The sequence below is a fragment of the Cystobacter fuscus genome, from assembly GCF_002305875.1.
Lineage (GTDB): Bacteria > Myxococcota > Myxococcia > Myxococcales > Myxococcaceae > Cystobacter > Cystobacter fuscus_A.
Window position 1 is genome coordinate 9,151,324 of record NZ_CP022098.1, and the last position, 21,763, is coordinate 9,173,086.

The 21,763-nt window shown below is 69.9% G+C and carries 24 protein-coding genes; 9 read left to right on the forward strand and 15 right to left on the reverse strand.

Translation table 11 applies throughout. The features are described from left to right. Positions 1-30 precede the first annotated feature (30 nt). The 4 genes from CYFUS_RS37020 to CYFUS_RS37035 all read right to left on the reverse strand — a co-directional run bounded on the left by CYFUS_RS37020 (position 31) and on the right by CYFUS_RS37035 (position 4,731). On the reverse strand, positions 31-1,416 hold the full coding sequence (locus CYFUS_RS37020; protein ID WP_095989486.1) for a type IV pilus twitching motility protein PilT: 1,386 nt from the start codon (positions 1,414-1,416) through the stop codon (positions 31-33). A 153-nt stretch (positions 1,417-1,569) separates the two neighbouring features. Further along, positions 1,570-1,971 (reverse strand): 30S ribosomal protein S9, encoded by a 402-nt coding sequence (gene rpsI, locus CYFUS_RS37025; RefSeq protein ID WP_071897240.1) that lies wholly within the window; start codon positions 1,969-1,971, stop codon positions 1,570-1,572. A 47-nt stretch (positions 1,972-2,018) separates the two neighbouring features. Beyond that, positions 2,019-2,465 (reverse strand): 50S ribosomal protein L13, encoded by a 447-nt coding sequence (gene rplM / locus CYFUS_RS37030; protein ID WP_095989487.1) that lies wholly within the window; start codon positions 2,463-2,465, stop codon positions 2,019-2,021. Between the two features lie 145 nt (positions 2,466-2,610). Beyond that, positions 2,611-4,731, reverse strand: a complete 2,121-nt coding sequence (locus tag CYFUS_RS37035) for an ATP-dependent helicase (RefSeq protein ID WP_095989488.1) — start codon at positions 4,729-4,731, stop codon at positions 2,611-2,613. 34 nt (positions 4,732-4,765) lie between these two features. Here CYFUS_RS37035 and CYFUS_RS37040 point away from each other — a divergent pair, with 34 nt between their 5' ends. Together CYFUS_RS37040 and CYFUS_RS37045 are read left to right on the forward strand one after the other, a co-directional pair. Further along, complete coding sequence (locus CYFUS_RS37040) at positions 4,766-5,386, forward strand: hypothetical protein (RefSeq protein WP_198316267.1); 621 nt, start codon at positions 4,766-4,768, stop codon at positions 5,384-5,386. Continuing rightward, positions 5,380-5,871 (forward strand): caib/baif family protein, encoded by a 492-nt coding sequence (locus tag CYFUS_RS37045; RefSeq protein ID WP_198316268.1) that lies wholly within the window; start codon positions 5,380-5,382, stop codon positions 5,869-5,871. Before CYFUS_RS37040 ends, CYFUS_RS37045 begins: the two co-directional genes overlap by 7 nt. 23 nt (positions 5,872-5,894) lie before the next feature. Here CYFUS_RS37045 and CYFUS_RS37050 read toward each other — a convergent pair whose 3' ends face one another. From CYFUS_RS37050 to CYFUS_RS37060, 3 genes are all read right to left on the reverse strand, one after another. Further along, positions 5,895-7,079 carry a class I SAM-dependent rRNA methyltransferase gene (locus CYFUS_RS37050; RefSeq protein ID WP_095992459.1) on the reverse strand — a complete coding sequence of 395 codons (1,185 nt, stop codon included), beginning with the start codon at positions 7,077-7,079 and terminating at the stop codon, positions 5,895-5,897. Between the two features lie 8 nt (positions 7,080-7,087). Then, positions 7,088-8,278 (reverse strand): metallopeptidase family protein, encoded by a 1,191-nt coding sequence (locus tag CYFUS_RS37055; RefSeq protein ID WP_095989489.1) that lies wholly within the window; start codon positions 8,276-8,278, stop codon positions 7,088-7,090. Positions 8,279-8,355: 77 nt separating this feature from the next. Then, a complete protein-coding gene (locus tag CYFUS_RS37060) occupies positions 8,356-9,312 on the reverse strand; it encodes a hypothetical protein (RefSeq protein ID WP_095989490.1) in 957 nt (318 codons plus the stop codon). 237 nt (positions 9,313-9,549) lie between these two features. Here CYFUS_RS37060 and CYFUS_RS37065 point away from each other — a divergent pair, with 237 nt between their 5' ends. Further along, a complete protein-coding gene (locus tag CYFUS_RS37065; RefSeq protein ID WP_095989491.1) occupies positions 9,550-9,783 on the forward strand; it encodes a hypothetical protein in 234 nt (77 codons plus the stop codon). A gap of 36 nt (positions 9,784-9,819) precedes the next feature. Here CYFUS_RS37065 and CYFUS_RS37070 read toward each other — a convergent pair whose 3' ends face one another. Next, positions 9,820-10,077, reverse strand: a complete 258-nt coding sequence (locus tag CYFUS_RS37070; protein WP_095989492.1) for a hypothetical protein — start codon at positions 10,075-10,077, stop codon at positions 9,820-9,822. A 166-nt stretch (positions 10,078-10,243) separates the two neighbouring features. Further along, a complete protein-coding gene (locus tag CYFUS_RS37075; protein WP_157758876.1) occupies positions 10,244-11,656 on the reverse strand; it encodes a PD40 domain-containing protein in 1,413 nt (470 codons plus the stop codon). 131 nt (positions 11,657-11,787) lie between these two features. On the opposite strand from CYFUS_RS37075, the gene CYFUS_RS37080 reads away from it, so the two are divergent. After that, entirely contained in the window at positions 11,788-12,585 is a 798-nt protein-coding gene (locus CYFUS_RS37080; protein WP_095989494.1) for a TatD family hydrolase, read from the forward strand. A 26-nt stretch (positions 12,586-12,611) separates the two neighbouring features. Next, positions 12,612-13,478: a tRNA threonylcarbamoyladenosine dehydratase gene (locus CYFUS_RS37085; RefSeq protein ID WP_095989495.1), complete on the forward strand. Its 867-nt coding sequence runs from the start codon at positions 12,612-12,614 to the stop codon at positions 13,476-13,478. A gap of 12 nt (positions 13,479-13,490) precedes the next feature. On the opposite strand, the gene CYFUS_RS37090 is transcribed toward CYFUS_RS37085, so the two are convergent. After that, positions 13,491-14,441, reverse strand: a complete 951-nt coding sequence (locus CYFUS_RS37090) for a PD-(D/E)XK nuclease family protein (RefSeq protein ID WP_095989496.1) — start codon at positions 14,439-14,441, stop codon at positions 13,491-13,493. A gap of 112 nt (positions 14,442-14,553) precedes the next feature. Between CYFUS_RS37090 and CYFUS_RS37095 the strand changes: the two genes are divergently transcribed. The 3 genes from CYFUS_RS37095 (at position 14,554) to CYFUS_RS37105 (ending at position 16,916) form a co-directional block, all read left to right on the forward strand. After that, positions 14,554-15,363, forward strand: coding sequence for an SDR family oxidoreductase (locus tag CYFUS_RS37095; protein WP_095989497.1), 810 nt, complete (start codon positions 14,554-14,556; stop codon positions 15,361-15,363). Continuing rightward, entirely contained in the window at positions 15,360-16,490 is a 1,131-nt protein-coding gene (gene mutY / locus CYFUS_RS37100) for an A/G-specific adenine glycosylase (protein ID WP_198316269.1), read from the forward strand. The genes CYFUS_RS37095 and mutY overlap by 4 nt, the downstream gene beginning before the upstream one ends. A gap of 132 nt (positions 16,491-16,622) precedes the next feature. Beyond that, a complete protein-coding gene (locus CYFUS_RS37105; protein ID WP_095989498.1) occupies positions 16,623-16,916 on the forward strand; it encodes a DUF2934 domain-containing protein in 294 nt (97 codons plus the stop codon). A 3-nt stretch (positions 16,917-16,919) separates the two neighbouring features. Here CYFUS_RS37105 and CYFUS_RS37110 read toward each other — a convergent pair whose 3' ends face one another. Together CYFUS_RS37110 and CYFUS_RS37115 are read right to left on the reverse strand one after the other, a co-directional pair. Further along, on the reverse strand, positions 16,920-18,011 hold the full coding sequence (locus tag CYFUS_RS37110) for a hypothetical protein (RefSeq protein WP_095989499.1): 1,092 nt from the start codon (positions 18,009-18,011) through the stop codon (positions 16,920-16,922). Continuing rightward, positions 18,008-18,907 (reverse strand): alpha/beta fold hydrolase, encoded by a 900-nt coding sequence (locus CYFUS_RS37115; RefSeq protein WP_095989500.1) that lies wholly within the window; start codon positions 18,905-18,907, stop codon positions 18,008-18,010. Before CYFUS_RS37115 ends, CYFUS_RS37110 begins: the two co-directional genes overlap by 4 nt. A 67-nt stretch (positions 18,908-18,974) precedes the next feature. On the opposite strand from CYFUS_RS37115, the gene CYFUS_RS37120 reads away from it, so the two are divergent. Then, positions 18,975-20,057 (forward strand): hypothetical protein, encoded by a 1,083-nt coding sequence (locus CYFUS_RS37120; protein ID WP_095989501.1) that lies wholly within the window; start codon positions 18,975-18,977, stop codon positions 20,055-20,057. Positions 20,058-20,116: 59 nt separating this feature from the next. On the opposite strand, the gene CYFUS_RS37125 is transcribed toward CYFUS_RS37120, so the two are convergent. The 3 genes from CYFUS_RS37125 to CYFUS_RS37135 all read right to left on the reverse strand — a co-directional run bounded on the left by CYFUS_RS37125 (position 20,117) and on the right by CYFUS_RS37135 (position 21,716). After that, positions 20,117-20,704 carry a TetR/AcrR family transcriptional regulator gene (locus CYFUS_RS37125; RefSeq protein WP_095989502.1) on the reverse strand — a complete coding sequence of 196 codons (588 nt, stop codon included), beginning with the start codon at positions 20,702-20,704 and terminating at the stop codon, positions 20,117-20,119. After that, a complete protein-coding gene (locus CYFUS_RS37130; protein WP_002624922.1) occupies positions 20,704-21,027 on the reverse strand; it encodes a DMT family transporter in 324 nt (107 codons plus the stop codon). Before CYFUS_RS37130 ends, CYFUS_RS37125 begins: the two co-directional genes overlap by 1 nt. Before the next feature lie 101 nt (positions 21,028-21,128). Then, on the reverse strand, positions 21,129-21,716 hold the full coding sequence (locus tag CYFUS_RS37135) for a TetR/AcrR family transcriptional regulator (protein ID WP_095989503.1): 588 nt from the start codon (positions 21,714-21,716) through the stop codon (positions 21,129-21,131). Positions 21,717-21,763: the final 47 nt, after the last annotated feature.

A 21,763-nucleotide genomic window follows, 5' to 3' on the forward strand; every position in this document is an offset into this window, starting at 1 on the left:
GCGAGCCGGCCTCCCGTCCCCGTCGGCGCGTCAGAAGCGCTCGATCTGGAAGTCGTCGTCCGCCGCCGGAGCCGCGGGGGCGGGCGCCGGAGCGGGCGCTGGAGCAGGCCGGGCGGGCGTGCCCTGGACGGTGGGAATCGACGTCCGGGAGCCCATCGCGGCGGGAGCGGACGGACGCTGCGGAGTGCCCTGGACGGAGGGAACCCCCGCGCGAGAAACGGGCGTGGGACGGGAGGGCGTGGCGGGCGGCACCGGGGCCGGCTGGGTGTTCTGGCCGAAGCCCGCCGTGCCCGGCACGGCACGCGCGCCCCCGCCCTCGAAGTTGTCCCACTTCGAGTCCGAGGTGGCGCTGATGCCGGAGAAGCGCAGCGCGAAGTCATCCGGGTTGGTGGCCTGCCGGTGGGCCTCCTCGTAGGTGACGAGCCCCTGCTTCACCAGTGACATGAGCGACTGATCGAAGGTCTGCATGCCGTAGCTGTCGGTGCCCTGGGAGATGGCGTCGGAGATCTCCTTGGTGCGGTCCTTGTCCTCGATCATCTCCTTCACGCGCGCGGTGCAGCGCAGCACCTCCACCGCGGCCACGCGGCCCTTGCCGTCCGCGCGCGGCACCAGACGCTGGCTCACCACCGCCTTGAGCACGCTCGCAAGCTGGATGCGCACCTGCTTCTGCTGGTAGGGCGGGAAGGCCGACACGATGCGGTTGATGGTCTCCGTGGCGTCCAGCGTGTGCAGCGTGGACATCACCAGGTGGCCCGTCTCCGCCGCCGAGAGCGCCGTTTCAATCGTCTCGTGGTCACGCATCTCGCCCACGAGGATGACGTCCGGATCCTGGCGCAGCGCGCTCTTGAGCGCCTGGGCGAAGGACATCGTGTCCACGCCCACCTCGCGCTGGTTCACGATGGAGCGCTTGTCGCGGATGAGGAACTCGATCGGATCCTCGATCGTCATGATGTGGTTGGTCTCGGTCGCGTTGATGTGATCGATCATCCCCGCGAGCGTGGTGCTCTTGCCCGAGCCCGTGGTGCCGGTGACGAGCACCAGCCCGCGCTCCTCCAGGCAGATCTTCTCCAGGATGGGCGGCAGGAGCAGATCCTTGATGGTCATCACCTTGAAGGGGATGACGCGCAACACGGCGCCCACGGTGCCGCGCTGCTGGAAGACGTTCACGCGGAAGCGCCCGAGCCCCGGCACTCCGTACGCCAGGTCCACCTCGTTGCTCTGCTTGAACTTCTCCTTCTGGAACTCGTTCATGATGCCGAAGGCCATGCGCGCGACCTCCTCGGGCGGCAGGCGCTTGCCGTCCTTGAGGGGCATCAACGAGCCGTCGACACGGAACATGGGCGGCAGGCCCGCCTTGAGGTGGATGTCGGAGGCACCGCCGCGGAGCGCAATCTGGAGGATTTCGTTGAGTTCCATGGATGTGGCCGATGCTACACGTTCGCCCACGCACTTGAGGAGCCCCGCCCGCCCCCACGGGCTCGACTGCTCGGCCGGGCGGGCCCGCAAAGACAACGGCGGAGGCCTCCGAGGAGGACCTCCGCCGCGTGCACTCCAGCGAAACCCGAGGGCTTAGCGCTTGGAGAACTGGAACCGGCGACGCGCGCCCGGCTGACCGTACTTCTTGCGCTCGACGGCGCGGGCATCACGCGTGAGGAAGCCGGCCTTCTTGAGCGGCGGACGGAAGTCCGGGTTGTAGTTGCACAGCGCGCGGGCGAGGCCGTGACGGATGGCGCCGGCCTGACCACTCAGACCTCCGCCGCGCACGTTCACCTCGATGTCGATCTTGCCCTTCTGCTCGAGCACGTCCAGGGGCTGGTTGAGCACCATCTTGGAGGTCTCGCGGCCGAAGTACACGTTGATGTCGCGGCCGTTGATGATCACAACGCCGGTGCCCGGGCGGATCCACACGCGCGCGGTGGCCTCCTTGCGGCGGCCCGTACCGTAAAAACCCTTCTCAGTGGCGGTAGCCATGTCGTCTCTTCTCTAAAGGTGCGGAAAAGTGTGGAAGGAAGGAGCCCTTACGCCTCGACCTCGCGCGCGACCGGCTGCTGGGCGGCGTGCGGGTGGGTGTTGCCGGCGTAGACCTTGAGCTTGGTCATCATCTGACGGCCCAGCGCGTTGCGCGGCAGCATGCGGCGCACGGCGTTGATGATGACGTCCTCGGGGTGGCGCGCCCGCAGCTTGGCGAGGTTGGTGCTCTTGAGGGCACCCGGGAAACCGGCACGCGGGTGCCGGTAGTACATCTTGTCCTGCTCCTTCGTGCCCGTGACCTTCACCTTCTCGGCGTTGATCACGATGACATGATCACCCGTGTCGATCGACGGGGTGTACATCGCCTTGTGCTTGCCCTTGAGAAGGGTAGCGATCTGGCTGGCCGCGCGGCCAAGCACCTTGTCGTTCACGTCGATGACGTGCCACTGGCGCTTGATGTCCGCCGGCTTCGCGCTGTAGGTCCTCTGCGACATTGTTTGCACTCCAAAACTTGGGTGGGCGCCTCTTGGGCGCCTGAGCCTAAGCAACCGCGGGTCGACCCTGGGTACTTCCAGGTGGGCCCGGAAAGGCCGACCGTCTTAGAGGGGGCGGGGGGGCAAGTCAAGGTCGCACTGCGCTTCAGCGCACCACGCGCGCCGTTCCCGGAGCAGGGTCGCCCGCTCCCGGCGCCCCCCCCGCGGGAGACGCCGGCCGAGGGGCCCCTCCCCCGCCCGCCCCCGGCGCCTTGAAGCGCTCCTTGAGGTTGGCGAAGAAGTTCTTCTCCTCGGCGGTGGGCGGGCCCTTGCGCGGTGCGTCAAGATCCACCACCTCCACGAGGGACTCGGGGATGTCCTCCAGGAAGCGCGAGGGGGTGCGGGGTACCTCCTTGCCGCGCTTGACGCGCATGGCGGAGCGCGTGAGGTAGAGCATCTCCTTGGCCCGGGTGATGCCCACGTAGCAGAGCCGACGTTCCTCCTCGAGGTTCTGGGCCTCGCCCTGCATGCCCTTGTGGGGCATGAGCTCCTCCTCCATGCCGATGAAGAAGACCACCCGGTACTCCAGACCCTTGGAGGCATGGAGGGTCATCAGGGTGATGGCCTTGTTGGCGCCGGGCACCTCCTCCTCTTCCTGGCGGGTGTCGAGGCTCAGCCGGTTGAGGTAGGTGAGCAGGCTCGCCTTGGGGCCCTCGCGCTTCTCGAAGGCCTCGAGCGAGTTGAGGACGAAGTCGATGGACTGCAGCTTGCGCTCCGCCGCCGCCTGCGAGGTCGTCAGCGACTTGGCGTCGTCCCGGTAGCCGATCTCCTCCAGGAGCTGGCGCGTCACCTGGGCGAGCTTGCCGTGCTCGTAGCTCTCGCGGTAGCGCTCGACGAGCTTGATGAACTCCGTGACCTTGGCTCCCGCGCCCGCGGGCAGATCCTCGTAGCCCTCCGCGCGCTCCATGGCGCCCCAGAGCGTCACGCTGTCGCGTCGCGCGTGAGCCACCAGCCGCTCCATGGTGACGTCGCCGATGCCTCGCGCCGGCACGTTGATGATGCGCAGGAGCGACGTCTCGTCGCGCGGGTTGGCGATGAGCTTGAAGTAGGCGACGACGTCCTTCACCTCGCGCCGATCGAAGAACTCGCTGCCCGAGAGCACCTCGTAGCGTAGGCCCTTCTCGCGCAGCATCTCCTCGACGGGACGCGACTGGCCGTTGACCCGGTAGAGCACGGCGATCTCATCCGGGGGAATGCCCCCGGCGACGAGCCGGGAGATCTCCTGCGCCACGTAGCGCGCCTCTTCCTCCTCCGTGGGCGCCGTCACCACCTGGATGCGCGCGCCGCCCTTGCGCTCGCTCCACATCTGCTTGGCCTTGCGCTCGGGGTTCTGCGCGATGACGGCGTTGGCCGCGTCCAGCACCACCTGCGTGGAGCGGTAGTTCTGCTCGAGCCGCACTTCCTTCCCGCCCGGGAAGTACTTGTCGTAGCTCAGGATGTTGCGCACCTCGGCGCCGCGCCAGCTGTAGATGCACTGGTCGTCGTCGCCCACCGCGCACACGTTGCGCGTCTCCCCGCTCACCAGCAGCTTGAGCAGGTCCAACTGCGCCTGGTTGGTGTCCTGGAACTCGTCCACCAGGATGTAGCGGAAGCGCGAGGTGTACTTCTGGCGCAGATCCTCGTGCTCGCGCAGCAGCCGCGAGGGCAGGATGAGCAGATCGTCGAAGTCCACCGAGCCCTGGGCCTTGAGCCCGAGCTGGTACGCCTCGTAGACCATGTGGGCGATGAGATCGTAGTCGTCCCCCATCCCCTCCCCCAGCGGCTCGGGCACCTTGCCCGCGTTCTTCGCCTTGGAGATGAGGCCCAGCACCTTGCGCGCATCGAACGTGCGATCATCGATGCGCCGCTCGCGCATGGCGCGCTTGATGATGGCCGCCTGGTCTCCCTGGTCCGCGATGGAGAACTTCTTGGGCCAGCCCAGCCGGTGGATGTCCTCGCGCAGCATCTCCGCGCCGAAGGCATGGAAGGTGCACACGAGCACGTTCTGCGCCCGGGGCCCGGCCATGTGGACCAGGCGCTCCTTCATCTCCGCGGCGGCCTTGTTGGTGAAGGTCACCGCGAGGATGTTGCGGGCGAGCAGCCCATTGGGCCGCTTGTCGAGCAGGTGGACGATGCGGTGGGTGATGACGCGGGTCTTCCCGCTTCCCGCTCCGGCCAGCACCAGGAGGGGGCCCTCGGTGGTGACCACGGCTTCACGCTGCGGGGCATTGAGCTTCGAGAGGTCCATTGCGCGCGGAACGGGGATACCCTTTGATTCTCCCGTGCGCGACTATTCTCTCCTCCGCCCCCTGCTCCTGCTCGCGATCGTGTCGGGCCCCGCCTGCACCAACGGTGGAAAGCCGACACCCGGAGTCGCGGACGGCCTGGCCGAGGACGCCCCGGCCTCCTTTCCGTGCGTGCACTTCGAAGCGCTCCAGCGCTTCCTGCCCGAGGAGCTGGAGGGACTGCCACGCGCCCGGGACGCGGGCTCCACGGGGCGCTACGGCGACGTGTCCGTCAGCGAGGCCGAGCGCAGCTACTCGCGTGGAGAGGATCGCGAGGTGAAGGTGCGCATCGTGGACACCTCGCTGGGGGACAAGCTGGGGCAGGCCATCCTCGCCGCGGCCGAGGAGGCCAGGGACCGGGAGCAGAATGATCCCACCGCCCCCATCTTCTGGAAGGACAAGGAAGCGGTGGGCTTCGTACGCTACGACGCGGCGAGAACCCTGGCGGAGGCGAGCCTGTTGGTGGGCAACCGGTACGTGGTGGCGGTGAGCAGTCGAGGTTTTCCGGGCACAGTGGAGGTGCGCCGGGTGGCGCATGACATCGATCTCCGGGGGCTCGCCCGGTTGGAGCCCTCCCCCGGTGGCGAGGACGCGCGAGGAAAGGAGCATCCGTGGTGAAGGACAATGGGTCGCGGGGAGGCGTGCCAGACGCGCTCGCGGAATCCCGGGCACGTGAGGTGGTGGCCGCACTGGGCAAGCGCGAGTTCCTGGACCAGTTCCAGCAGCTCACCCGGCAGATGGCGGCGGACCCCGGCAACCCGGGCTCCTACGCCTGCGAGGGCTGCGAGCGGTGCGCCAACTGCATGTTCTGCCACGACTGCGACAGCTGCTACCAGTGCACGCACTGCACCCGGTGCGTGCTGTGCCACAACTGCTCGCACAGCGTGGACTGCAAGCAGTGCCACCACTGCGCCTACTGCCAGCAGAGCGAGAACTGCACCAACAGCGCCTACCTGGTGCTCTGCCGCAACCTCTCCGACTGCAACTACTGCTTCGGCTGCGTGGGCCTGTCCAAGAAGGACTTCCACATCCTCAACGTCCCCTTCCCACGCGCCGAGTACTTCAAGCAGGTCAAGCGCCTGCGCGCGGAGATGGGCCTGTAGCGCGGGCCCCTCCCCGGGGGCGCTCACAGCACGCGGAGGATGAGCACCTTGAGGTACTCGGTCTCCGTGAGGCCCCCGAGCACCGGGTGATCCAACCCCGCGCCCCGGCGCTCGAGGATCTGCACCGGCCGCTTCGCATCCGCGGCGGCCGAGAGCACCATCTCCTCGAAGTCCTCGCGCCCGAGCTTGCCCGAGCACGAGCAGGTGACGAGCAGCCCCTCGGGGCGCAGGCACTTGAGCGCGCGCAGGTTGAGCTCGTGGTAGGCGCGCAGCGCGGTGGCCAGGCCCTCGCGCCGCTTGGCGAGCCCCGGAGGATCCACCACCACCGTGTCGAAGCGCTGGCTGGACTCGGAGTAGCGGCGCAGCACGTCGAAGGCGTTGGCGTTCTCCACGGTGACGTTGGTGCGCCCGTTGCGCGCCACGTTCTCCCGCGCGCGCGCGGCGGCCCCCGCGTCCTGCTCCACCGCCACCACCGAGTCACACGAGCGGCTGAGCGCCAGCGCGAACCCGCCGTGGTAGCTGAACAAGTCGAGCGCCGCGCCCCGCGCGAGCTGGCCCGCGCGCAGGTGGTTGTCCACCTGATCCAGGAAGGCCCCCGTCTTCATGTCCCCGAGCAGGTTCACCTCGAAGAGGTTCTCCCCCTCGTGGTAGCCGAAGCGCGCCTCGCCCTCGCCGTGCAGCAGCCGCACCTCGCGCGGCAGGCCCTCGAAGTCCCGGCCGCTGGCGTCGTCGCGGCACACCACGTGCGTCGCCCCGGTGAGCTCGGCCAGGGTGCGCGCCACCCACTCCTTGCGCGCGTCCATGCCCTCGGAGAGCGTCTGCAGCGACAAGCCCGCGCCATAGCGGTCCACGAAGAGCCCGGGCAACAGGTCCGCCTCGCCGTGCACCAGGCGCAGGCCGTCGCGGCCCTTGAGCGGCGCGCGCCGCGCGAGCGCCAGCTCCAGACGGTGGCGCAGGAAGGCCTCGTCCACCTTCTCCTCGGCGGGACCCTTGCGCGTGAGCAGCCGCAGCGCGAGCGGCGAGTGCTGGGCGTAGAAGGCCTGGCCCACGGGGTTGCCCTGCGGGTCCACCACGGACACCACCGCGCCCTTGTCCTGCGTGTCGGGCAGCTCCACCAGCTCGGTGCGGTACACCCAGGGAGAGCCCCGGCGCAGCGTCTTGGCGCCCTTGAGGCTCACGCGCACGGTGGGAAGCGGGGAGCGGGCCATGTCGCGCGTCACTCCAGGCCCCGGGCGGCCAGCTCCTGGTCGTCCTCGCCCCGGAGGTGTCCCACCTCGTGAAGCAGCGTCACCTTGATTTGTTCCCGTAGTTCCTCCCGAGTGCGCACCGCGCGGGCGAGGTTGAGTCGATAGAGCGCCACCGAACGGCAGGGCGTTTCCGTACCATCACACGGCTCGTTCAGGGGCGGGCCACGAAAGAGGCCGAGAATCGCCGGCGACAGGGGCGGCTCGCCCGAGAGCAGATCATCGTCCGCGGGCAGCTCCTCGGCGCGCACCGGGACTCCAGCCAGGTCCTCGCGCATGTCCTTGGGCAGCGCCGCCACCGTGCGCGCCACCTCCTCGCGGAACTCGGCCTCGGTGGGCAGGGGCGGATCGGGGAAGTCGCGCGGAGCGAGCGCGCGCGCCTTGTCGAAGTGCTCGCGCGCCTGCTTCCACTTGCCCTCGCGCTCCAGCAGCAGCCCGAGGTGGTAGTGCGCGTGCGCCCCGTGCGCCGGATCATTCAACAGGCCGGTGAAGGCCGTGCGCGCCTCGCGGAAGCGGCACAACTCGAAGAGGGCCAGGGCCTTCTCGTAGGAGGCCTCGGGGTGGTGGGGCTCGCGCGCGAGCACGAGCTGGGCGCGCTGGAGCGCCTCGCCGGCCTGCCCCAAGTCGTTGAGCGCCATGGCCGCCACGAGCGCGAACTGGGGAAGCATCTCCGGCACCTCGTCCACCTGGGACAGGCCCCGCTCGGCGTAGAGCGCCCCCAGCTCGTCGAACTCCCGGCTGGAGGGAAGCTGGACGGCATACAGGTGGGCCGCGCCGAGCAGGGCGTCCAGATGGCCGGGATTGAGCGCCAGCGCTCGCGCATAGGCCACCTGGGCCTCCGCGGTGCGCTCGAGGGCCGCCAGGGCATTGCCCCTCGCGGCGTGGGCCGTGGCGTCGTCCGGATCCAGCGCGGAGGCCTGGGCGGCGCAGGAGAGGGCCTCGGCGTACTTGCCGCCCTCGAGGTAGCCCAGGGCCGCGTCGAGCGGCATCCCCCCGTCCGCCTTGCACGGAAGCAGGGGCTCGGCGAGCGAGGAAGCAGGCGCGGCGGTGGTGGGGGCCTCGACCACGCCCGCATCGGACACGGGCGAGGGCGCCGGAGCGGACGTCCGCTGACAGGCACCGAGGAGCAGGAGACAGAGGGCGAGCGGACCGCGCCAGGACATGGGGACGCGCAGGCTACGGCATCGCCCCGACCCCGGGAAGAGGTCTGCGGCCCACACGCCCGGCCGCCCGCCCTCCCTCAAGTGGACAGCTCGGAGAGGATCTCCTGGAAGGCGGCGCGAGCGCGGGGCAGTTCCGCGGGCTTGAAGCTGATGGCGGACACCACGGGGTGCCCTCCGCCGCCGTAGCGCGAGGCGATGGCCGCCAGGTCGTGCGTGCGCGTCTCGGGGCGCCAGGGGTTGGAGCCGAGCGACACCTTGGCGCGCGAGGCCCCCTGCCCCACCCACAGCGTGTAGCGGGCCTCGGGGTAGAGGGCGTAGGCGATGAACTTGTTGAGGCTGTCCACCCCGTCGTCCGCGAGATCGAAGGACACCACGCCGCGCTCGTAGCGGGCACGCGCGCGCACCAGCTCGATGTGGCGCTGGTGACGCTCGAGCAGCGGCGCGAGCGGCCCGGCGATGAGCGGCGAGGCGGCGATGGCCGCGAGCGACTCGGTCTGCATCCGCTCGATGACCTGGGGGATGAGCGCCGCGTCCTTGGTGGCCTCCAGCACCGTCATGATGCGCAGGGCCGGCTCCTCCAGCGCCACCGCCATCTGGGGCGTGGGAAACTGCGCCCCATCGATGATCTCCGCCCAGTGCAGCAGCTCCTTCAGGGGCGAGGGATCCCACCCGAAGCGCTCGCGAGCCACGTCCGCCAGGTAGACGGTGCAGCTCTTGCGGTGCGCGTCATGGAACTTGCGGCCCCCGGTGTCGGCGCGGAAATGGGCCTCGTCCCCCGGCTGCTGGAAGGCGGAGACGTGGTGGTCGAACCACCAGGTGAGCCGGGCATCCTGGCTGTAGCGGAAGTCCACGATGGCGTTTTCCTCGCCCGTGAAGACCGCCGGATCGATGGCCGCTCCCCCCGCCTGATGGGACAGCCCCCGGTAGCTGAAGCGCACGTCGGCGCGGATGCGCTCCCGGTAGAACCGGCTGAAGACCGCCGCGCTCGCGGCCCCGTCGAAGCAGTTGTCGTGGAAGAGCACCTGGACGTTCATGGGTCCGCCTTACCCCACGGACCCCGGGGGTGTGGATGAAAAGACTCGACGAAACGAGCCATTCCCATGGGATTGGTGAACGAATTTTGGAATCCCGCCCTCAGGACGAGACGATCGTTGACTCCAAACCCTTGAAATCCCGTGGGTGGCCAGTAGGCAAGGGCCTGGCACCTGGCATGCATGAAACCTTGTGACCCCCGGGGAATCGAACACGGGGCAAAGCAAGGAGGATGGAGCATGGCCAGGACGACGACCCAGAAGCGCGGCGCGGTTCAACGGCAGGGACGGCGAGTCATGCCGACGATGCGCCGCACGGCACAGCGCAAGGCGACGGCCGCGAAACTCACGCTGGGAGACCTCATCGCGGCGGCCTACGACACGGCGGCGGGCGACAGCCTCGAGGTGCTCAAGCTCGTCACCTCGCCGCAGATGGAGCGGGTGCTGGGGCGGCGTATCGTCCTGTCGCGCTGAGTCTCTCCCGCCCCAGGGCGGACCGGCGGACGCCCCTCAGGGCAGATCCGTGACGGAGAAGTACTGATGCTCGGTGGGCTCACCCGCGAGCAGCTTGCCGAAGTCCTCGGCGTTGTTGGGATGGACGAGGAAGGTCCCCGCGGGCGTCTCCAGACGCACCGGCCCGGGCTGGCCACCTTCACCCGTCTGGGACTCCGGACTGCCCGACATGCACGTGGCCTGGTTGGAGCGCGAGGCCGTGACGGTCGCGCAGCCCGACAGCATCAGCAGACACAGCGCGGCATGACGTTTCATTTCAGCTACCTCCCGGAATGAGTGGCCGTGAAGCGGCGAAGGGGCCGCCTGCGTACGCCGGCCGCAGCCCGGAGGCAAGGGAGGTTCTCCTTCAAAACACGACACCCGCCCCCTGGGGTCGCCAGGACGCGGGTGCCGGAAGTGTCCACCGCGAGGAAGCGGAGAACTAGCGGGGCTGCCAGCGCGGACGGTGGTCGTCGCCGCGGTTGCTCAGCACGCGATGATTCTCGCCACTCCAGTTGTGGCTGATGAGCGTGCCGACCTTGATCGTCTCGGCGGTCGTGGCCGCCGGATCGATCTTCTGCACCTTGAGCTGCGCGCCCGAGACGTAGGCGAGGAACTGCCCGTCCGGAGAGAAGGACGGGAGGGTGGCTTCATCGGCGAACTTCAGCTCGTCGCCAGCCGGGGCCCCCGTGGCCGGGTCGATGCGCCGCACGTAGACGACGTTGCCCTGCTGTCCGCCGCAATTGGCGCCACTGCACAGGTAGGCGTCACCCACGAGAGGCTTGAAGTAGAACACGCGGACGTAGGCGACATGCGTGCCACCCGGCGCCCAGGTGTGGTTGGCGATGTACGACTTGAGCTGGCCGGTGGCGCTCGCGGCACCTTCGTCACGTGCCAGCGCGATCTCGTTCGGCGTGGAAGCGGCCGCCGCGGTGTTGATGGTGTAGAGCCCGGTCAACGGAGTGAGGATGCTCGCCTCCTCCTGACCCTTGGCATCGAGGTACAGCACGACGCCATTGGCCTTGTTGTGCAACGGCTGCTCGGCAGTCGTGGAGACCCCGGACACCGAACTGCTGCTGGTCTCACCCAGCACCCGCTTCAACAGGCCGAGGCCATTCGCGCTGTAGACGAAGCTGGCGCCATCGGACGCCCACGAGGGGAAGACGCCCGTTTGAGTGGTCGACACGGCGGGACCCGAGCCGCCGTAGGTCCAGATGCCCGTGGTGGCGGTGGCGGAGGACTGGCTCCAGGCGATGGTGCTGGACGGCTCCCACTCCATGTAGCGGAAGTCCGTGGTGTTGGCCGCGTCCGCGGCGCCGGTGGCGAGCGGGGTCGCCGCCTGGGCCGCCGAGAAGGGAATGCCACGCGAGACGAGCGACACGGTGTTGTCGGCGGCGATCTCCACGAAGGCCACCGCCGAGCCCGCGGGATTCCAGCGGGGGAACTTGTTCGTGGTCGCGGAATCCTCGCTCAGCCGCGTCGGCGAGACGGCCTTGTTGAAGGGCACGACCACCGCATAGGACGGAGTCTGCGCCGAGCCCACTGGTCCGACCGTCACCGCAATGTGCAGCGGCGCGCACTTGCTCTCGGCACAGTACAGGCCCGCCATGCAGCTCGCGGTGGTGGTGCAGGCCTCGCCCTCGTTGAGCGTCATGTCGCCTGGCTGCTGCGTGCCCCCATCGTCTGGCTGCTGTGTACCCGCGTCGCCCGGCGGCGGCGTCGTACCCGCGTCATCGGGCTGCTGCGTACCCGCGTCCCCGGGCGGAGGTACCGGGTTGTCATCTCCTGACGGACATCCTGTCACCACCAGCATCAGCGCTCCCATGAGCGCACCGACGACATATCGCTTGGCCATTTCCGAGTCCTCTCAAAAACCGCTGCATGGATAGGTGCTCTTGGCGTAGTGGCCAGGTGCAACCGGCTTCGGCTTTCGAGCCGCTGTCTGCGGGTGAACGCCAGCGGGCAGATGCCTCACGGACCTTTCCGATGATTGACACCCACTGCCATCTCGACGCGTCACGTTTCGATCCGGACCGGAGCGAAGTCATCGCCCGGGCCTGGGCCGCCGGCCTGCACGGCATCCTCGTGCCCGGAGTGGGCCCGGAGAACTGGGAGCCCCTGCGGGAGATGTCACGCAGCGAACCCCGCCTCCAGATAGGACTCGGCATCCATCCGCAGATGCTGCCGCACCTGCCGCCCGAGGAGGACGAGGTCCACCTGGAGCGCCTGGACGCACTGCTCGGGCTCGGCGGCGCCATCGCCGTGGGCGAGTGCGGGTTGGATGGGCCCTCGGCCGCGGGTGCCCCGATGGAGCGGCAGGTGACGGTGCTGCGGCGGCACCTGGAGCTCGCGCGCAAGCACGGGCTGCCCGTGCTGATGCACTGCTTTCGCGCCCACCCCGCGCTCATCGAGCTGCTCAAGCACGAGCCCCTGCCCGAGGCCGGCATCCTCATGCACAGCTACGGCGGCGGCGTGGACCTGGCGCGCTTCTACATCCAGAAGGGCTGCCACTTCTCGTTCGCGGGCCCCGTCACCTGGGCCGAGGCGCGCAAGCCCCTGGACGCCCTGCGGGTGATTCCCCCCGAGCGGCTCATGGTCGAGACGGATGCCCCGGACCAGGCCCCCACCCCCCACCGGGGGCAGCGCTCGGAGCCGGGCTACCTGCCCCGGATCATCGAGGGCATGGCGCGCGTGCTCGGCGAGCCGGTGGAGGTGCTCGCCCAGCGGACGACCGAGAACGCCCGCCGCTTCTTCCGGGAAGCCTTCCCCACCCCTTCGCTGTAGGGAGGCGGTCGCGCTATAGAGGCCCCATGGAACCGCAGCCCCCTGCCCCCGAGACCCTCCCCGCCCCCACCGTGCCGCCCGAGGCGCCCGAGCCCAAGCCCTTCAAGCTGCACCGGCGCTTCGATCGCACCGGCCGCCTGCTGGGGGACCCGGCCATGGAGCGCCTGTCCAAGGCTCGCGTGGTGGTGTTCGGCCTGGGTGGCGTGGGCAGCTACGCCGCCGAGGGCATCGTGCGCAGCGGCGTGGGCCAGCTCACCCTCGTCGACTTCGACACCGTGTGCGTCACCAACTCCAACCGGCAGCTGCACGCCACCGTGAGGACGGTGGGCAAGCCCAAGGCGGAGCTGATGGCCCAGCGCTGCAAGGAGATCAACCCCGACGCCGACGTGCGGCCCCTGCGCGAGTTCTACCGGGACGAGCTGGCCGATCAGCTCCTCTCCCCGGGCAGCTATGACTACGTGGTGGACGCCATCGACAACGTGAAGGCCAAGCTGCACCTGCTCCACCGCTGCGTGAGCCTGGGCATCCCCGTGGTCAGCTCCATGGGCGCCGCGGGCCGCCTGGATCCCACCGCCATCCGCGTGGAGGACCTGTGCGAGACGCACATGGATCCGTTCGCCAAGGACATCCGCAAGCTGCTCAAGCGCAAGTACGGCGTGAACACGGACCGGCCCACGGGCATCACCGCCGTCTACTCCATCGAGACGCGGCGCCAGCCGCTGTCCCTGCGCTACGACGCGGACGACGGCTTTTCCTGCGTGTGCCCCAACGACAATGACTTCCACACCTGCGAGCGCCGTACGCAGATCGACGGCAGCGTGGCCTTCGTCACCTCCGTGTTCGGCATGAACGCGGCGGGCGTGGTCGTACGGCGGCTGTCGGTGGGCCGTTAAGCCCCCGCCCCGCTACGCCGCGCGCACCGCCGCCTCGCGTCCACAGGGGCGGCGGAAGACGCACCGGGCACACGTGGCGGCGTCCTCCGCCTGGGGAAAGGCGGACTCCTCCCTGGGCGTGTTGGTGGCCGGCTCCGCCAGCAGCGAGCGCATGCGCGCCACGCTCTGCGTGAAGCGGGTGCGGAAGCCCTCCATGGCGTCCTGGTCCACCTGCACCTGATGCTCCAGGCCATCGTTGAGGTACACGAGCGAGGCGCGCACCTTCTCCAGCGGCACCCGGTAGCGCTGGGACACGTAGAGCGCATAGCCCAGCACCTGCTCGTCGTACCCCTCGCGCGCCTTGCCCGTCTTCCAGTCCACCACCACCGTGAAGCCGTCCGCGTCCGTGTAGGCGAAGTCCGGAATGGCGAAGACCTTCACCCCATCCAGCGTGAAGGAGGAGAAGTCCGCGCCCGCGTCCACCTCCAGCCACTGCGCGGGCTTGAGCGAGCGCGCCAGTGCCGGCCAGCGCGACTGGAAGAACCAGGCGATCGCCGAGCGCACCGTCTCCGCGTTCTGCTTCCAGGCCTCGTCCGCAACGGGCTCGTCGTACTCGTGCTCCATCAGGCCGCTGAACGTCTTGCGGCCCTTCTGGGTCCGGTACGCCTTGCCGCGCGAGAGGCGGAACTCCTCACGCATGCGCGAGAGCGCCCGCTCCTCCACCTTCGCCGGCTCCACCGGGAGCCCCGCGCGCCAGTTGAGCAGCGCGTCCTTGAGGGCGTCGTGCACGATGTTGCCCGCCCACGTGTAACGATTGCCCAGCTTCTTGAGCAGGTACAGCTCGCGCACCTCCGGCGGCGCCCCCGCCTCCCACCCACCCCAGGAGCGGTAGTAATAGAGGTAGTACGCCCGGGAGCACTCCTGGAGTTTCTCGTGACGGCTCTTGGACCAGGAGAAGTCGTTGGTGAAGGACGCGCGCGGCATGGACGCTGGGCATCCTAGACCAAGGCCTCGCTGATCCAAGAAGAAGGACAGGCGAGCAGGCACACCCCGGCAGGTCCTTCTCCGCCTTCAACGAGTCGTTAAGGTGCGCCCCATGGCAACCCAGGACTTTCGAGGCAAGGTGGTCCTCATCACCGGCGCCTCCAGTGGCATCGGCCGGGCGGTGGCCCGGGTCTACGCGGCCCAGAGCGCCCACCTGGTGCTCGCCGCGCGTCGTGAGTCGGCCCTTCGCGACACCGCGCGTGAGGCGGAAGCACTCGGCGTCCGAGCCCTCCCCGTGTGCTGCGACATCACCCGTGAGGAGGACGTGGCCCGTCTCGTGCGCGAGACGGAGACGGCCTTCGGCGGGCTGGACATCCTCGTCAACAACGCGGGGCTCGGGCTCTACGGCCCCGTCGAGGGCTTCAGCGAGGCGCAGCTGCGCCAGGTGTTCGAGGTGAACTTCTTCGGCCTGGTGCGTGTCACCCGCGCCGCCCTGCCGCTGCTGCGCCGGCGCGCCCCCGGCTCGCAGGTCATCAATGTCAGCTCCGTGCTGGGCCACCGTGGCCTGCCCCTGCTCGGCGGCTATGGCTCGTCCAAGGCGGCGGTGAACCTGCTCACCGAGTCGCTGCGCGCCGAGCTCGCCACCGAGGGCATCCGCGTGCTGCTCGTGTCGCCGGGTCTCACCGAGACGGAGTTCCGCGACGCGCGCCTCAACGCCGAGGGCTGGGCCCAGGACACCATCCCCCTCAATGCCATGAGCGCGGAGACCGTCGCCCGAGCGCTCGTGCGCGCCAGCCGCCGGGGCAGCCGCGAGACGGTGCTCACCCTTCCCGGCCGCGTCATGGTGCTCGCCAACCGGCTCGTGCCCGGGCTCTTCGATCGCGTGGCCCGCCGCATCGCCAATCCCGCCCGGCGCCCATGAGCCCCTCCCGCAAGCGCGCGCCCTCCCCCACCCCACTCCTCATCGAGCCCTTGCGCCGCGAAGCCCTGCGCGAGGGCCTGCTCGCCTGGTACGACCGGCAGAAGCGCGACCTGCCCTGGCGCCGCACGCGCGATCCCTACGCCATCTGGCTCAGCGAGGTGATGCTGCAGCAGACGCAGGTGGCCACCGTCATCCCCTACTGGGAGAGGTTCCTCCAGCGCTTCCCCACCGTGGCGGCGCTCGCCACCGCGCCGCTGCCGGACGTGCTCGCCGCGTGGCGGGGGCTCGGCTACTACTCGCGCGCGCGCAACCTGCACCTGGCCGCCCAGGACGTGGTGGCGCGCTACGGCGGCAAGCTGCCCTCCACCGCCGCCGAGCTGCTCACCCTGAGAGGCTTTGGCCGCTACACCGCGGGGGCCGTGGCCTCCATCGCCTTCGGCGAGCCCGCGCCCCTGGTGGATGGCAACGTGGCCCGCGTCTTCTCGCGCCTCTTCGAGGTGGAGGGCCTCCCGGGAGACCGCGTGCGCGAGGCCCGGCTGTGGGCGCTCGCCACCGAGCTCGTCTCCCCCGAGCGGCCCGGAGACTTCAACCAGGCCCTCATGGAACACGGCGCCACCGTCTGCCGGCCGGACAACCCACTGTGCCTCCTGTGCCCCGTGCGCGAGGACTGTCTCGCCTGGCGTCACGGCCGCGTGAACGAGCTGCCCCCGGCCAAGGTGCGCGCCCCCCCCAAACGGATGACACTCGCCCTGGCCGTCTGGGCGCACGAGGGTCGACTCCTGCTCGCCCGGAGAGAAGAGAAGGGACTCTTCGGTGGCTTGTGGGAATTGCCCGCCGCGGAGATCGAAGCGGACACGCCCGACTCGGAGTCCGCTGGCAAGCTCACCCAGGCGCTCGGCACGCCGGTGCGGGTGGAGGCCGCGCTCGGCACCGTGCGCCGCCAGCTCACCCACCGCAGCCTCACCCTCCGCCTGTTGCGCGTGACGGGCTCGAACCACCCCACGCGCGCTCCCGCCTTCCGCGAGCTGCGCTGGTGCACCCCCGAAGAAGCCTCCTCGCTCGGCATGAGCACCGCCATGCACAAGGCACTCGAGGCCGCGCTCGAGGCCGGCGTGCTCCCGGCCTGAGCCGCTCTGTCGGTTAGCCGACAAGCACGGCTCGAGCGTGTCGCATCGATGACGATCGTTCCAGGGATCGATGCCTCGCGCACGAAGAGCTGCCAATGCTGTCGGCAGCCGTTTTTCGACCCGAGGATTCCCATGGCACGCGCACAGGCCAAGACGAACAACTCCAACAAGTCCTCCTCCAAGAAGCCGGAGGCCCCGCCCCCCGCCGCGACGCCCATCACGAACGTGGCCCCCGTGGCGCAAGCCGCCCCCGCGAAGAAGGAGACCCCCGCGGTGCAGGCCGCTCCCGCCCCGACCCGTAGTCGCCCCTCCGCGGAGCAGATCTCCCGCCGGGCCTACGAGCTGTTCCTCGCGCGCGGCGGGGAGCACGGCCACCATGACGAGGACTGGGTCCAGGCCGAGCGCGAGCTGCAGCTCGGACGCTGAAGCTCAGCTCACGAGCGAGGGGCGGATCGGTGACGGCCGGGCCGCCCTCGCGTCCAGGAGCCGACGCCGCGCCTCCGCGAGCTGTTCGAGGACACGTTCGGCCTCCACCCCGGTGCGCAGGGCCAGGCCGCACGCGGGCGTCAGCAACATCTGGCCGCCCATCTGTTCGAGCGAATGACCCGGAGGCAGCGCCGCCTCGAGTGACACCTCGACCGCGTCCACCAGCTCCCCCACGTCGTAGGTGGACGCGAGGTCCGTGGGGATGATGCCCAGGCTCAGCGTCGCCCCCGAGTCCAGGAAGCGCGCCAGGGGGCCCGTCTCCTCCAGCACCGCGTCCAGCGACAACCGGACGTCCAACGACAACACGTCCAGCCCCGCGTCCAGCAGGCTCGCCCAGTCCGTGTTGCCGCAGCAGTGCACCCCCACCAGCGCGCCCTCGCGCTGAAGCGTCTCCACCAGCAGCCGCAGCTCATGCGAGGCCCGCTGGTGCCAGGGATCGGCACGCGAGAAGGCCGCCCATCCCGGCTCGTCCAGGAAGAAGAGGGGCGTCGTCCCCGCGCGCCGCAGGGCCTTCACCATCGCCCGCGCGCGCGCCCGCGTCAGCCGGAAGATCGCCGTGTCCAGCCCTGGCTCCTCCAGCGCCGCCCTGCCCTCGCTCGTGCGCGTCGCCAGATTCACCGTGAAGGGACCGGCGAGCTGCGCCTTGGCGAAGGCAAGTGCGCGGCGCTCCACCTCCTCCAGGAAGGGACGCCAGGCGAGACTCGCCTCCGGCGAGGGCTCGAAGGACGCCAGCTCTCCCGAGGACAACGCCGCCTCCAGCCGCGCCTCGAAGGCCTCGCGTCCCGCGGACCATGCCGCGAGTTCCACGGCGCACCGCCCCGCCTCGTCGAACCCCAGGCCCGGCAGCCCCTCGAGTGCCTGGGGAATCATGAACTCCGCGGGTCTGCCCACCGGAAGCTGGGGCAGGAAGGGGATGTCCAACGCGAACGCGGTCCGCAGACCCGGCTCGAGCTGGGTGTACGGCAGGCTTCCGATGCCCGTGGTGGCGTGGGGGGGCAGCAGCGCGAGGGCACGGCGGGCGGCCGACGTGCTCATGTCGCCGCGTCCAGGGCCACGCGGCCCGGCCCCTCGAACCAACGCTCCATCGTCTCGAGGAACAGCTCGGGACGCTCCATCATCGGGGTGTGTCCGATGTCGGGGTACTCCACGTAGGTCCAATCCGGACGGACCCTGGCCAGCTCGCGCGAGTTGGCCACCGGCACCATCTGATCATCCGAGCCCTGCACGAGCAGGGTGGGCACGCGGATGCTCCGCTCCAGCTCGCGGAAGCGCGACTTGCGCAGCAACAGGCTCACGAGCGAGCGCGCCGCCTGGAGGAAGGCCTCATGGGACCAGGGCATGCGCGCGTGGCGCTCGCGGGCGAACTCCAGATGCGCGCGAACCAGCTCCTCGGGGAAGCGGCCGATGTCACGGCAGCACAGCGCGAGCTGCTCGCGGGCCAGCGCCTCCGGAGTCATGCGCGCCGAGCGCCGCCGCACGAAGAACTCGCCCACGCCAGGAATCGAGTAGAGGAGGAACAGGGAGAGGACGTTGCGCTCCATCCGCGAGTCCTCCGCCCGGGGTTGCGCGGGAGCCACCAGCACGAGGCCGGAGACGCGCCCGGGATTGCGGGCCGTCTGCAGCACGGAGATGGCGCCACCCATGGAGTTGCCCACCAGGATGACGGGCGCGGACGGAGACACCTTCTGGATGAAGCGGTCCAACAACACCTGATTGGCCGGGAGCGCCGCCGAGCGGCCCGCCAGGGGCGTCAAACCAAAGCCCGCCAGATCCACGGCCACCACCCGCGCGTGCCGTGCCAGTCGCGGACCCACGCCCATCCAGTTGTGGTGCGAGCCTCCCAATCCATGCACGAGCACCAGGGTCGGCCCGGAGCCGCCGAAGTCCATGAAGTGCACGGGGCCGTCGATATCGAGCGTGCGCGTCAACATGCCTCCTGCCTACCACGTTCCCTCGCGATTGCTCCGGCTCCCCACCGGCTGGTAAACCCGAGACCACATGGCCGAGTTCCCAGAGACCACCTCCGCCGCGTTGAAGCTCCTGGAACGCGCCCGGCACCACGTGCGCACCCGTTCACGAAACGAGGCGTACTACCAGGCAGGGGACCGCTTCTCCGAGCTCTTCCTCGGCAGGACCTTCCAGGTGGAGCCCGACTACTACCGGGCCGTGGGCACGGACTACTCCGCCATCGACTGGCTCTACGAGGAGCTCGCACAGGGTGCGGCACTGACCCGGCAGACCCTGGACGCGGTGACGGAGCAGTTGCAGGAGATGACCCGCCCCGAGCCCGCCCGCGCCGCGCTCGGACCGCTCCAGGCCGCGCTCCACTCTCCCTCGTGCGCCCTGCTCGACGTGTGCCGGGCCCTGCTGGGCGCCATCACGGTCCTGGGCCAGGACACCCTAGGCGCCCGGGGTGTTCCCGCGGCGCTCGTCCAGGACTGGTTGGAGTTGTGGTCGGACCGCCTCTGGCGGCAGAACAGCCAGCAGGCGCGGCTCGCCCTCCTCATCCAGGTGATGCGCGCCGCCCCGGAGGACAGACCCGGGCGGCTGGCCGCGCTCGGGGACGAGCAGGACGCGTTGAGCGCGCAGGGCACCGACTTCGAGCAGGGCGTGCACGAGTACCTGGAGCGCTACGCCGAGACGGGTGCGTCCTCCGTCGCCCTGGCGGGCGGCCTGCCCTTCGCCCGCGCGCTCACCCCGAGGGATCTGGAGAAGCTGCTCGGGGTGCTGCGCGAGGACTCGGACTTCCTCGGGGGCGTGGCGCGCCTGCTGCGCTTCGCCCAGGACGTCCGGTTCGATCCCTCCGAACCCCTCAACTCGGGGGTGATGGGTTACGCGGCCGAGCACCGCCAACGCCTCACCGACATCGACGCCACGCGCCTGCCCCGGGAGGAGCTCGACACCCGGTTGAGGCAGGTCTGGACGGACAACTCCGCCCGGATCCGCCGGGAACTCGACGCGGTGGTGGCCTCGCTCGGAGACGAGCCCCTGCGCCCCCTGCTCCAGGGTTTCGTCCAGAGCGTCTGGGCCGTGGCCTCGCGGCTGACCGACGCCGGACACGACCCACGTCCGGGCCCCTGACCTCGCACCCGGCGACTGGCGCCGCCGCATCCTCGGAGCTGGATGCGGCCTCCCGCGCGCTATGCCCGCAGCAGCTCGTCCAGGCGGGCCTGGACCGTGGTGTCGACGGGCGAGCCTTCACTGAGCGCGCTCACCACCGCGCCATCCAGGACGGCGAGCACCAGTTGGGGACTGGGGAGGCGTGTACCGCCGGGCAGGGCGGCCGCGATGAGCTCCGCCAGCGCCTCGTCGAGGTCCGCGCGTCCCCGGGCGAGCACCGCCGAGAAGGCCGCCCGGCGCCCGCACGCCACCAACAGCTCGTAGTGGGCCTGGATGGCGCCAGGACCTCCGGACGGGAGCATCGCCTGGGTCACCCACCGGGCCAGGTCCGCCTTCTCCGGGTGCGCCCGAGCGAGCCGCGTGGTGCGACGGACCTGCTCCACCCACTGGCGCAGCATCTCCGCGAGGGTCTCGGCGATCAGCTCCTCCAGGGAGGAGAAGTAATAGGTGACGGCGGCGAGGGGCACCTCGGCCGCGTCCGCGACGGAGCGGGCACTCACGGCCTGGAGGCCCCCCGTCCGCAGCACGTGCGTGACGCCCTCGATGAGCCGCGCCCTCCGCTGCCGCCCCCGCTCCTGGCTCGTCCCCCGTGGGCCCGGGGGTGACATCAGTGGCCGCCCCCGGACAGGGCGAGTCCGATGACACCGATGACGATGAACCCGATGGAGGCAAGCTTCACCCCGGACACCGACTCGCCGAACAGGAGGATGCCGAGCACGGCGGTCAGCGCCGCACCGATGCCCGTCCACACGGCGTAGGAGGGCCCCGCCGGCAGGGACTTCATCGCCCAGGCCAGACCCCCGAAGCTCATCGCCGCCAACACCAGGAACACCACGCTGGGCACCGGCTGGGTGAAGCCCTCGGACTTCTTGAGCGCGAGCGCCCACCCACTCTCCAGCACCCCCGAGACCATCAGAACGAACCAGGCCATGACATCCCTCGAAGTGGTACGGATGTACCATTTTCGGAGAACCCTAATGAACCGGGCTCTCCTGGGCCAGGAAATCGTGTGCCGGGGATGACAGCGGTGGATCAGCGCTCGCCTTCGTCGACGATCGCCTGGATCGCGGCCTCCAACCAGCGACGGGTGGAGGAGTGGCGCACCTCGGCGAGCTGTGGGAGGGGCAACAGCCGCCAGCTCATGAGAAAGCCGTTCCAGAGGATGTTGAGCCGCGCCGCGCGCCCCTCGGCATCCGGGGGACCCAGCCAGCGAGCCAGGGGCTCGATCGCCTTCTTGTGGAGCAGCTCGACACTCGTCGCGTGCGCCTCGGGATCGGCCGCCGAGAGGATCAGCATCATCAGTGGGCCCGGGGAATCCTGCACGCCGAGGAAGATGGACACCACGTTCTCGCCGAAGCGGCGCCTGTCTCCCTGAAGCATCGGGGTGATGTCGAGCACCTGCTCCAACGTCTCCCGGTACAGCCCCTGCTTCGAGCCGAAGTAGCGATTGACGAGCGAGGAGTTCACCCCGGCCAGCTCCGCCACATCCCGCACTCCAGTGTTGGCGAAGCCCCGCGTGGAGAACAGCGTCTGCGCGGCGGAGAGCAGGGCGGCACGCGTGCGATCGGCGTCTCGCTGCCGCGTCGACGTCTTGGGGTCGCTCGGTCGGGATGTGTACACGGCTGTTTACTTACGATAGGGATTGCGTTATGTCCAGCGATGTAAAC

Excerpts from the sequence above, each read along its gene's own strand:
- CYFUS_RS37020 (WP_095989486.1), bottom strand. The coding sequence starts at position 1,416 with ATGGAACTCAACGAAATCCTCCAGATTGCGCTCCGCGGCGGTGCCTCC.
- rpsI (WP_071897240.1), bottom strand. The coding sequence starts at position 1,971 with ATGGCTACCGCCACTGAGAAGGGTTTTTACGGTACGGGCCGCCGCAAG.
- rplM (WP_095989487.1), bottom strand. The coding sequence starts at position 2,465 with ATGTCGCAGAGGACCTACAGCGCGAAGCCGGCGGACATCAAGCGCCAG.
- CYFUS_RS37035 (WP_095989488.1), bottom strand. The coding sequence starts at position 4,731 with ATGGACCTCTCGAAGCTCAATGCCCCGCAGCGTGAAGCCGTGGTCACC.
- CYFUS_RS37050 (WP_095992459.1), bottom strand. The coding sequence starts at position 7,079 with ATGGCCCGCTCCCCGCTTCCCACCGTGCGCGTGAGCCTCAAGGGCGCC.
- CYFUS_RS37055 (WP_095989489.1), bottom strand. The coding sequence starts at position 8,278 with ATGTCCTGGCGCGGTCCGCTCGCCCTCTGTCTCCTGCTCCTCGGTGCC.
- CYFUS_RS37060 (WP_095989490.1), bottom strand. The coding sequence starts at position 9,312 with ATGAACGTCCAGGTGCTCTTCCACGACAACTGCTTCGACGGGGCCGCG.
- CYFUS_RS37065 (WP_095989491.1), top strand. The coding sequence starts at position 9,550 with ATGGCCAGGACGACGACCCAGAAGCGCGGCGCGGTTCAACGGCAGGGA.
- CYFUS_RS37070 (WP_095989492.1), bottom strand. The coding sequence starts at position 10,077 with ATGAAACGTCATGCCGCGCTGTGTCTGCTGATGCTGTCGGGCTGCGCG.
- CYFUS_RS37075 (WP_157758876.1), bottom strand. The coding sequence starts at position 11,656 with ATGGCCAAGCGATATGTCGTCGGTGCGCTCATGGGAGCGCTGATGCTG.
- CYFUS_RS37080 (WP_095989494.1), top strand. The coding sequence starts at position 11,788 with ATGATTGACACCCACTGCCATCTCGACGCGTCACGTTTCGATCCGGAC.
- CYFUS_RS37085 (WP_095989495.1), top strand. The coding sequence starts at position 12,612 with ATGGAACCGCAGCCCCCTGCCCCCGAGACCCTCCCCGCCCCCACCGTG.
- CYFUS_RS37090 (WP_095989496.1), bottom strand. The coding sequence starts at position 14,441 with ATGCCGCGCGCGTCCTTCACCAACGACTTCTCCTGGTCCAAGAGCCGT.
- CYFUS_RS37095 (WP_095989497.1), top strand. The coding sequence starts at position 14,554 with ATGGCAACCCAGGACTTTCGAGGCAAGGTGGTCCTCATCACCGGCGCC.
- mutY (WP_198316269.1), top strand. The coding sequence starts at position 15,360 with ATGAGCCCCTCCCGCAAGCGCGCGCCCTCCCCCACCCCACTCCTCATC.
- CYFUS_RS37105 (WP_095989498.1), top strand. The coding sequence starts at position 16,623 with ATGGCACGCGCACAGGCCAAGACGAACAACTCCAACAAGTCCTCCTCC.
- CYFUS_RS37110 (WP_095989499.1), bottom strand. The coding sequence starts at position 18,011 with ATGAGCACGTCGGCCGCCCGCCGTGCCCTCGCGCTGCTGCCCCCCCAC.
- CYFUS_RS37115 (WP_095989500.1), bottom strand. The coding sequence starts at position 18,907 with ATGTTGACGCGCACGCTCGATATCGACGGCCCCGTGCACTTCATGGAC.
- CYFUS_RS37120 (WP_095989501.1), top strand. The coding sequence starts at position 18,975 with ATGGCCGAGTTCCCAGAGACCACCTCCGCCGCGTTGAAGCTCCTGGAA.
- CYFUS_RS37125 (WP_095989502.1), bottom strand. The coding sequence starts at position 20,704 with ATGTCACCCCCGGGCCCACGGGGGACGAGCCAGGAGCGGGGGCGGCAG.
- CYFUS_RS37130 (WP_002624922.1), bottom strand. The coding sequence starts at position 21,027 with ATGGCCTGGTTCGTTCTGATGGTCTCGGGGGTGCTGGAGAGTGGGTGG.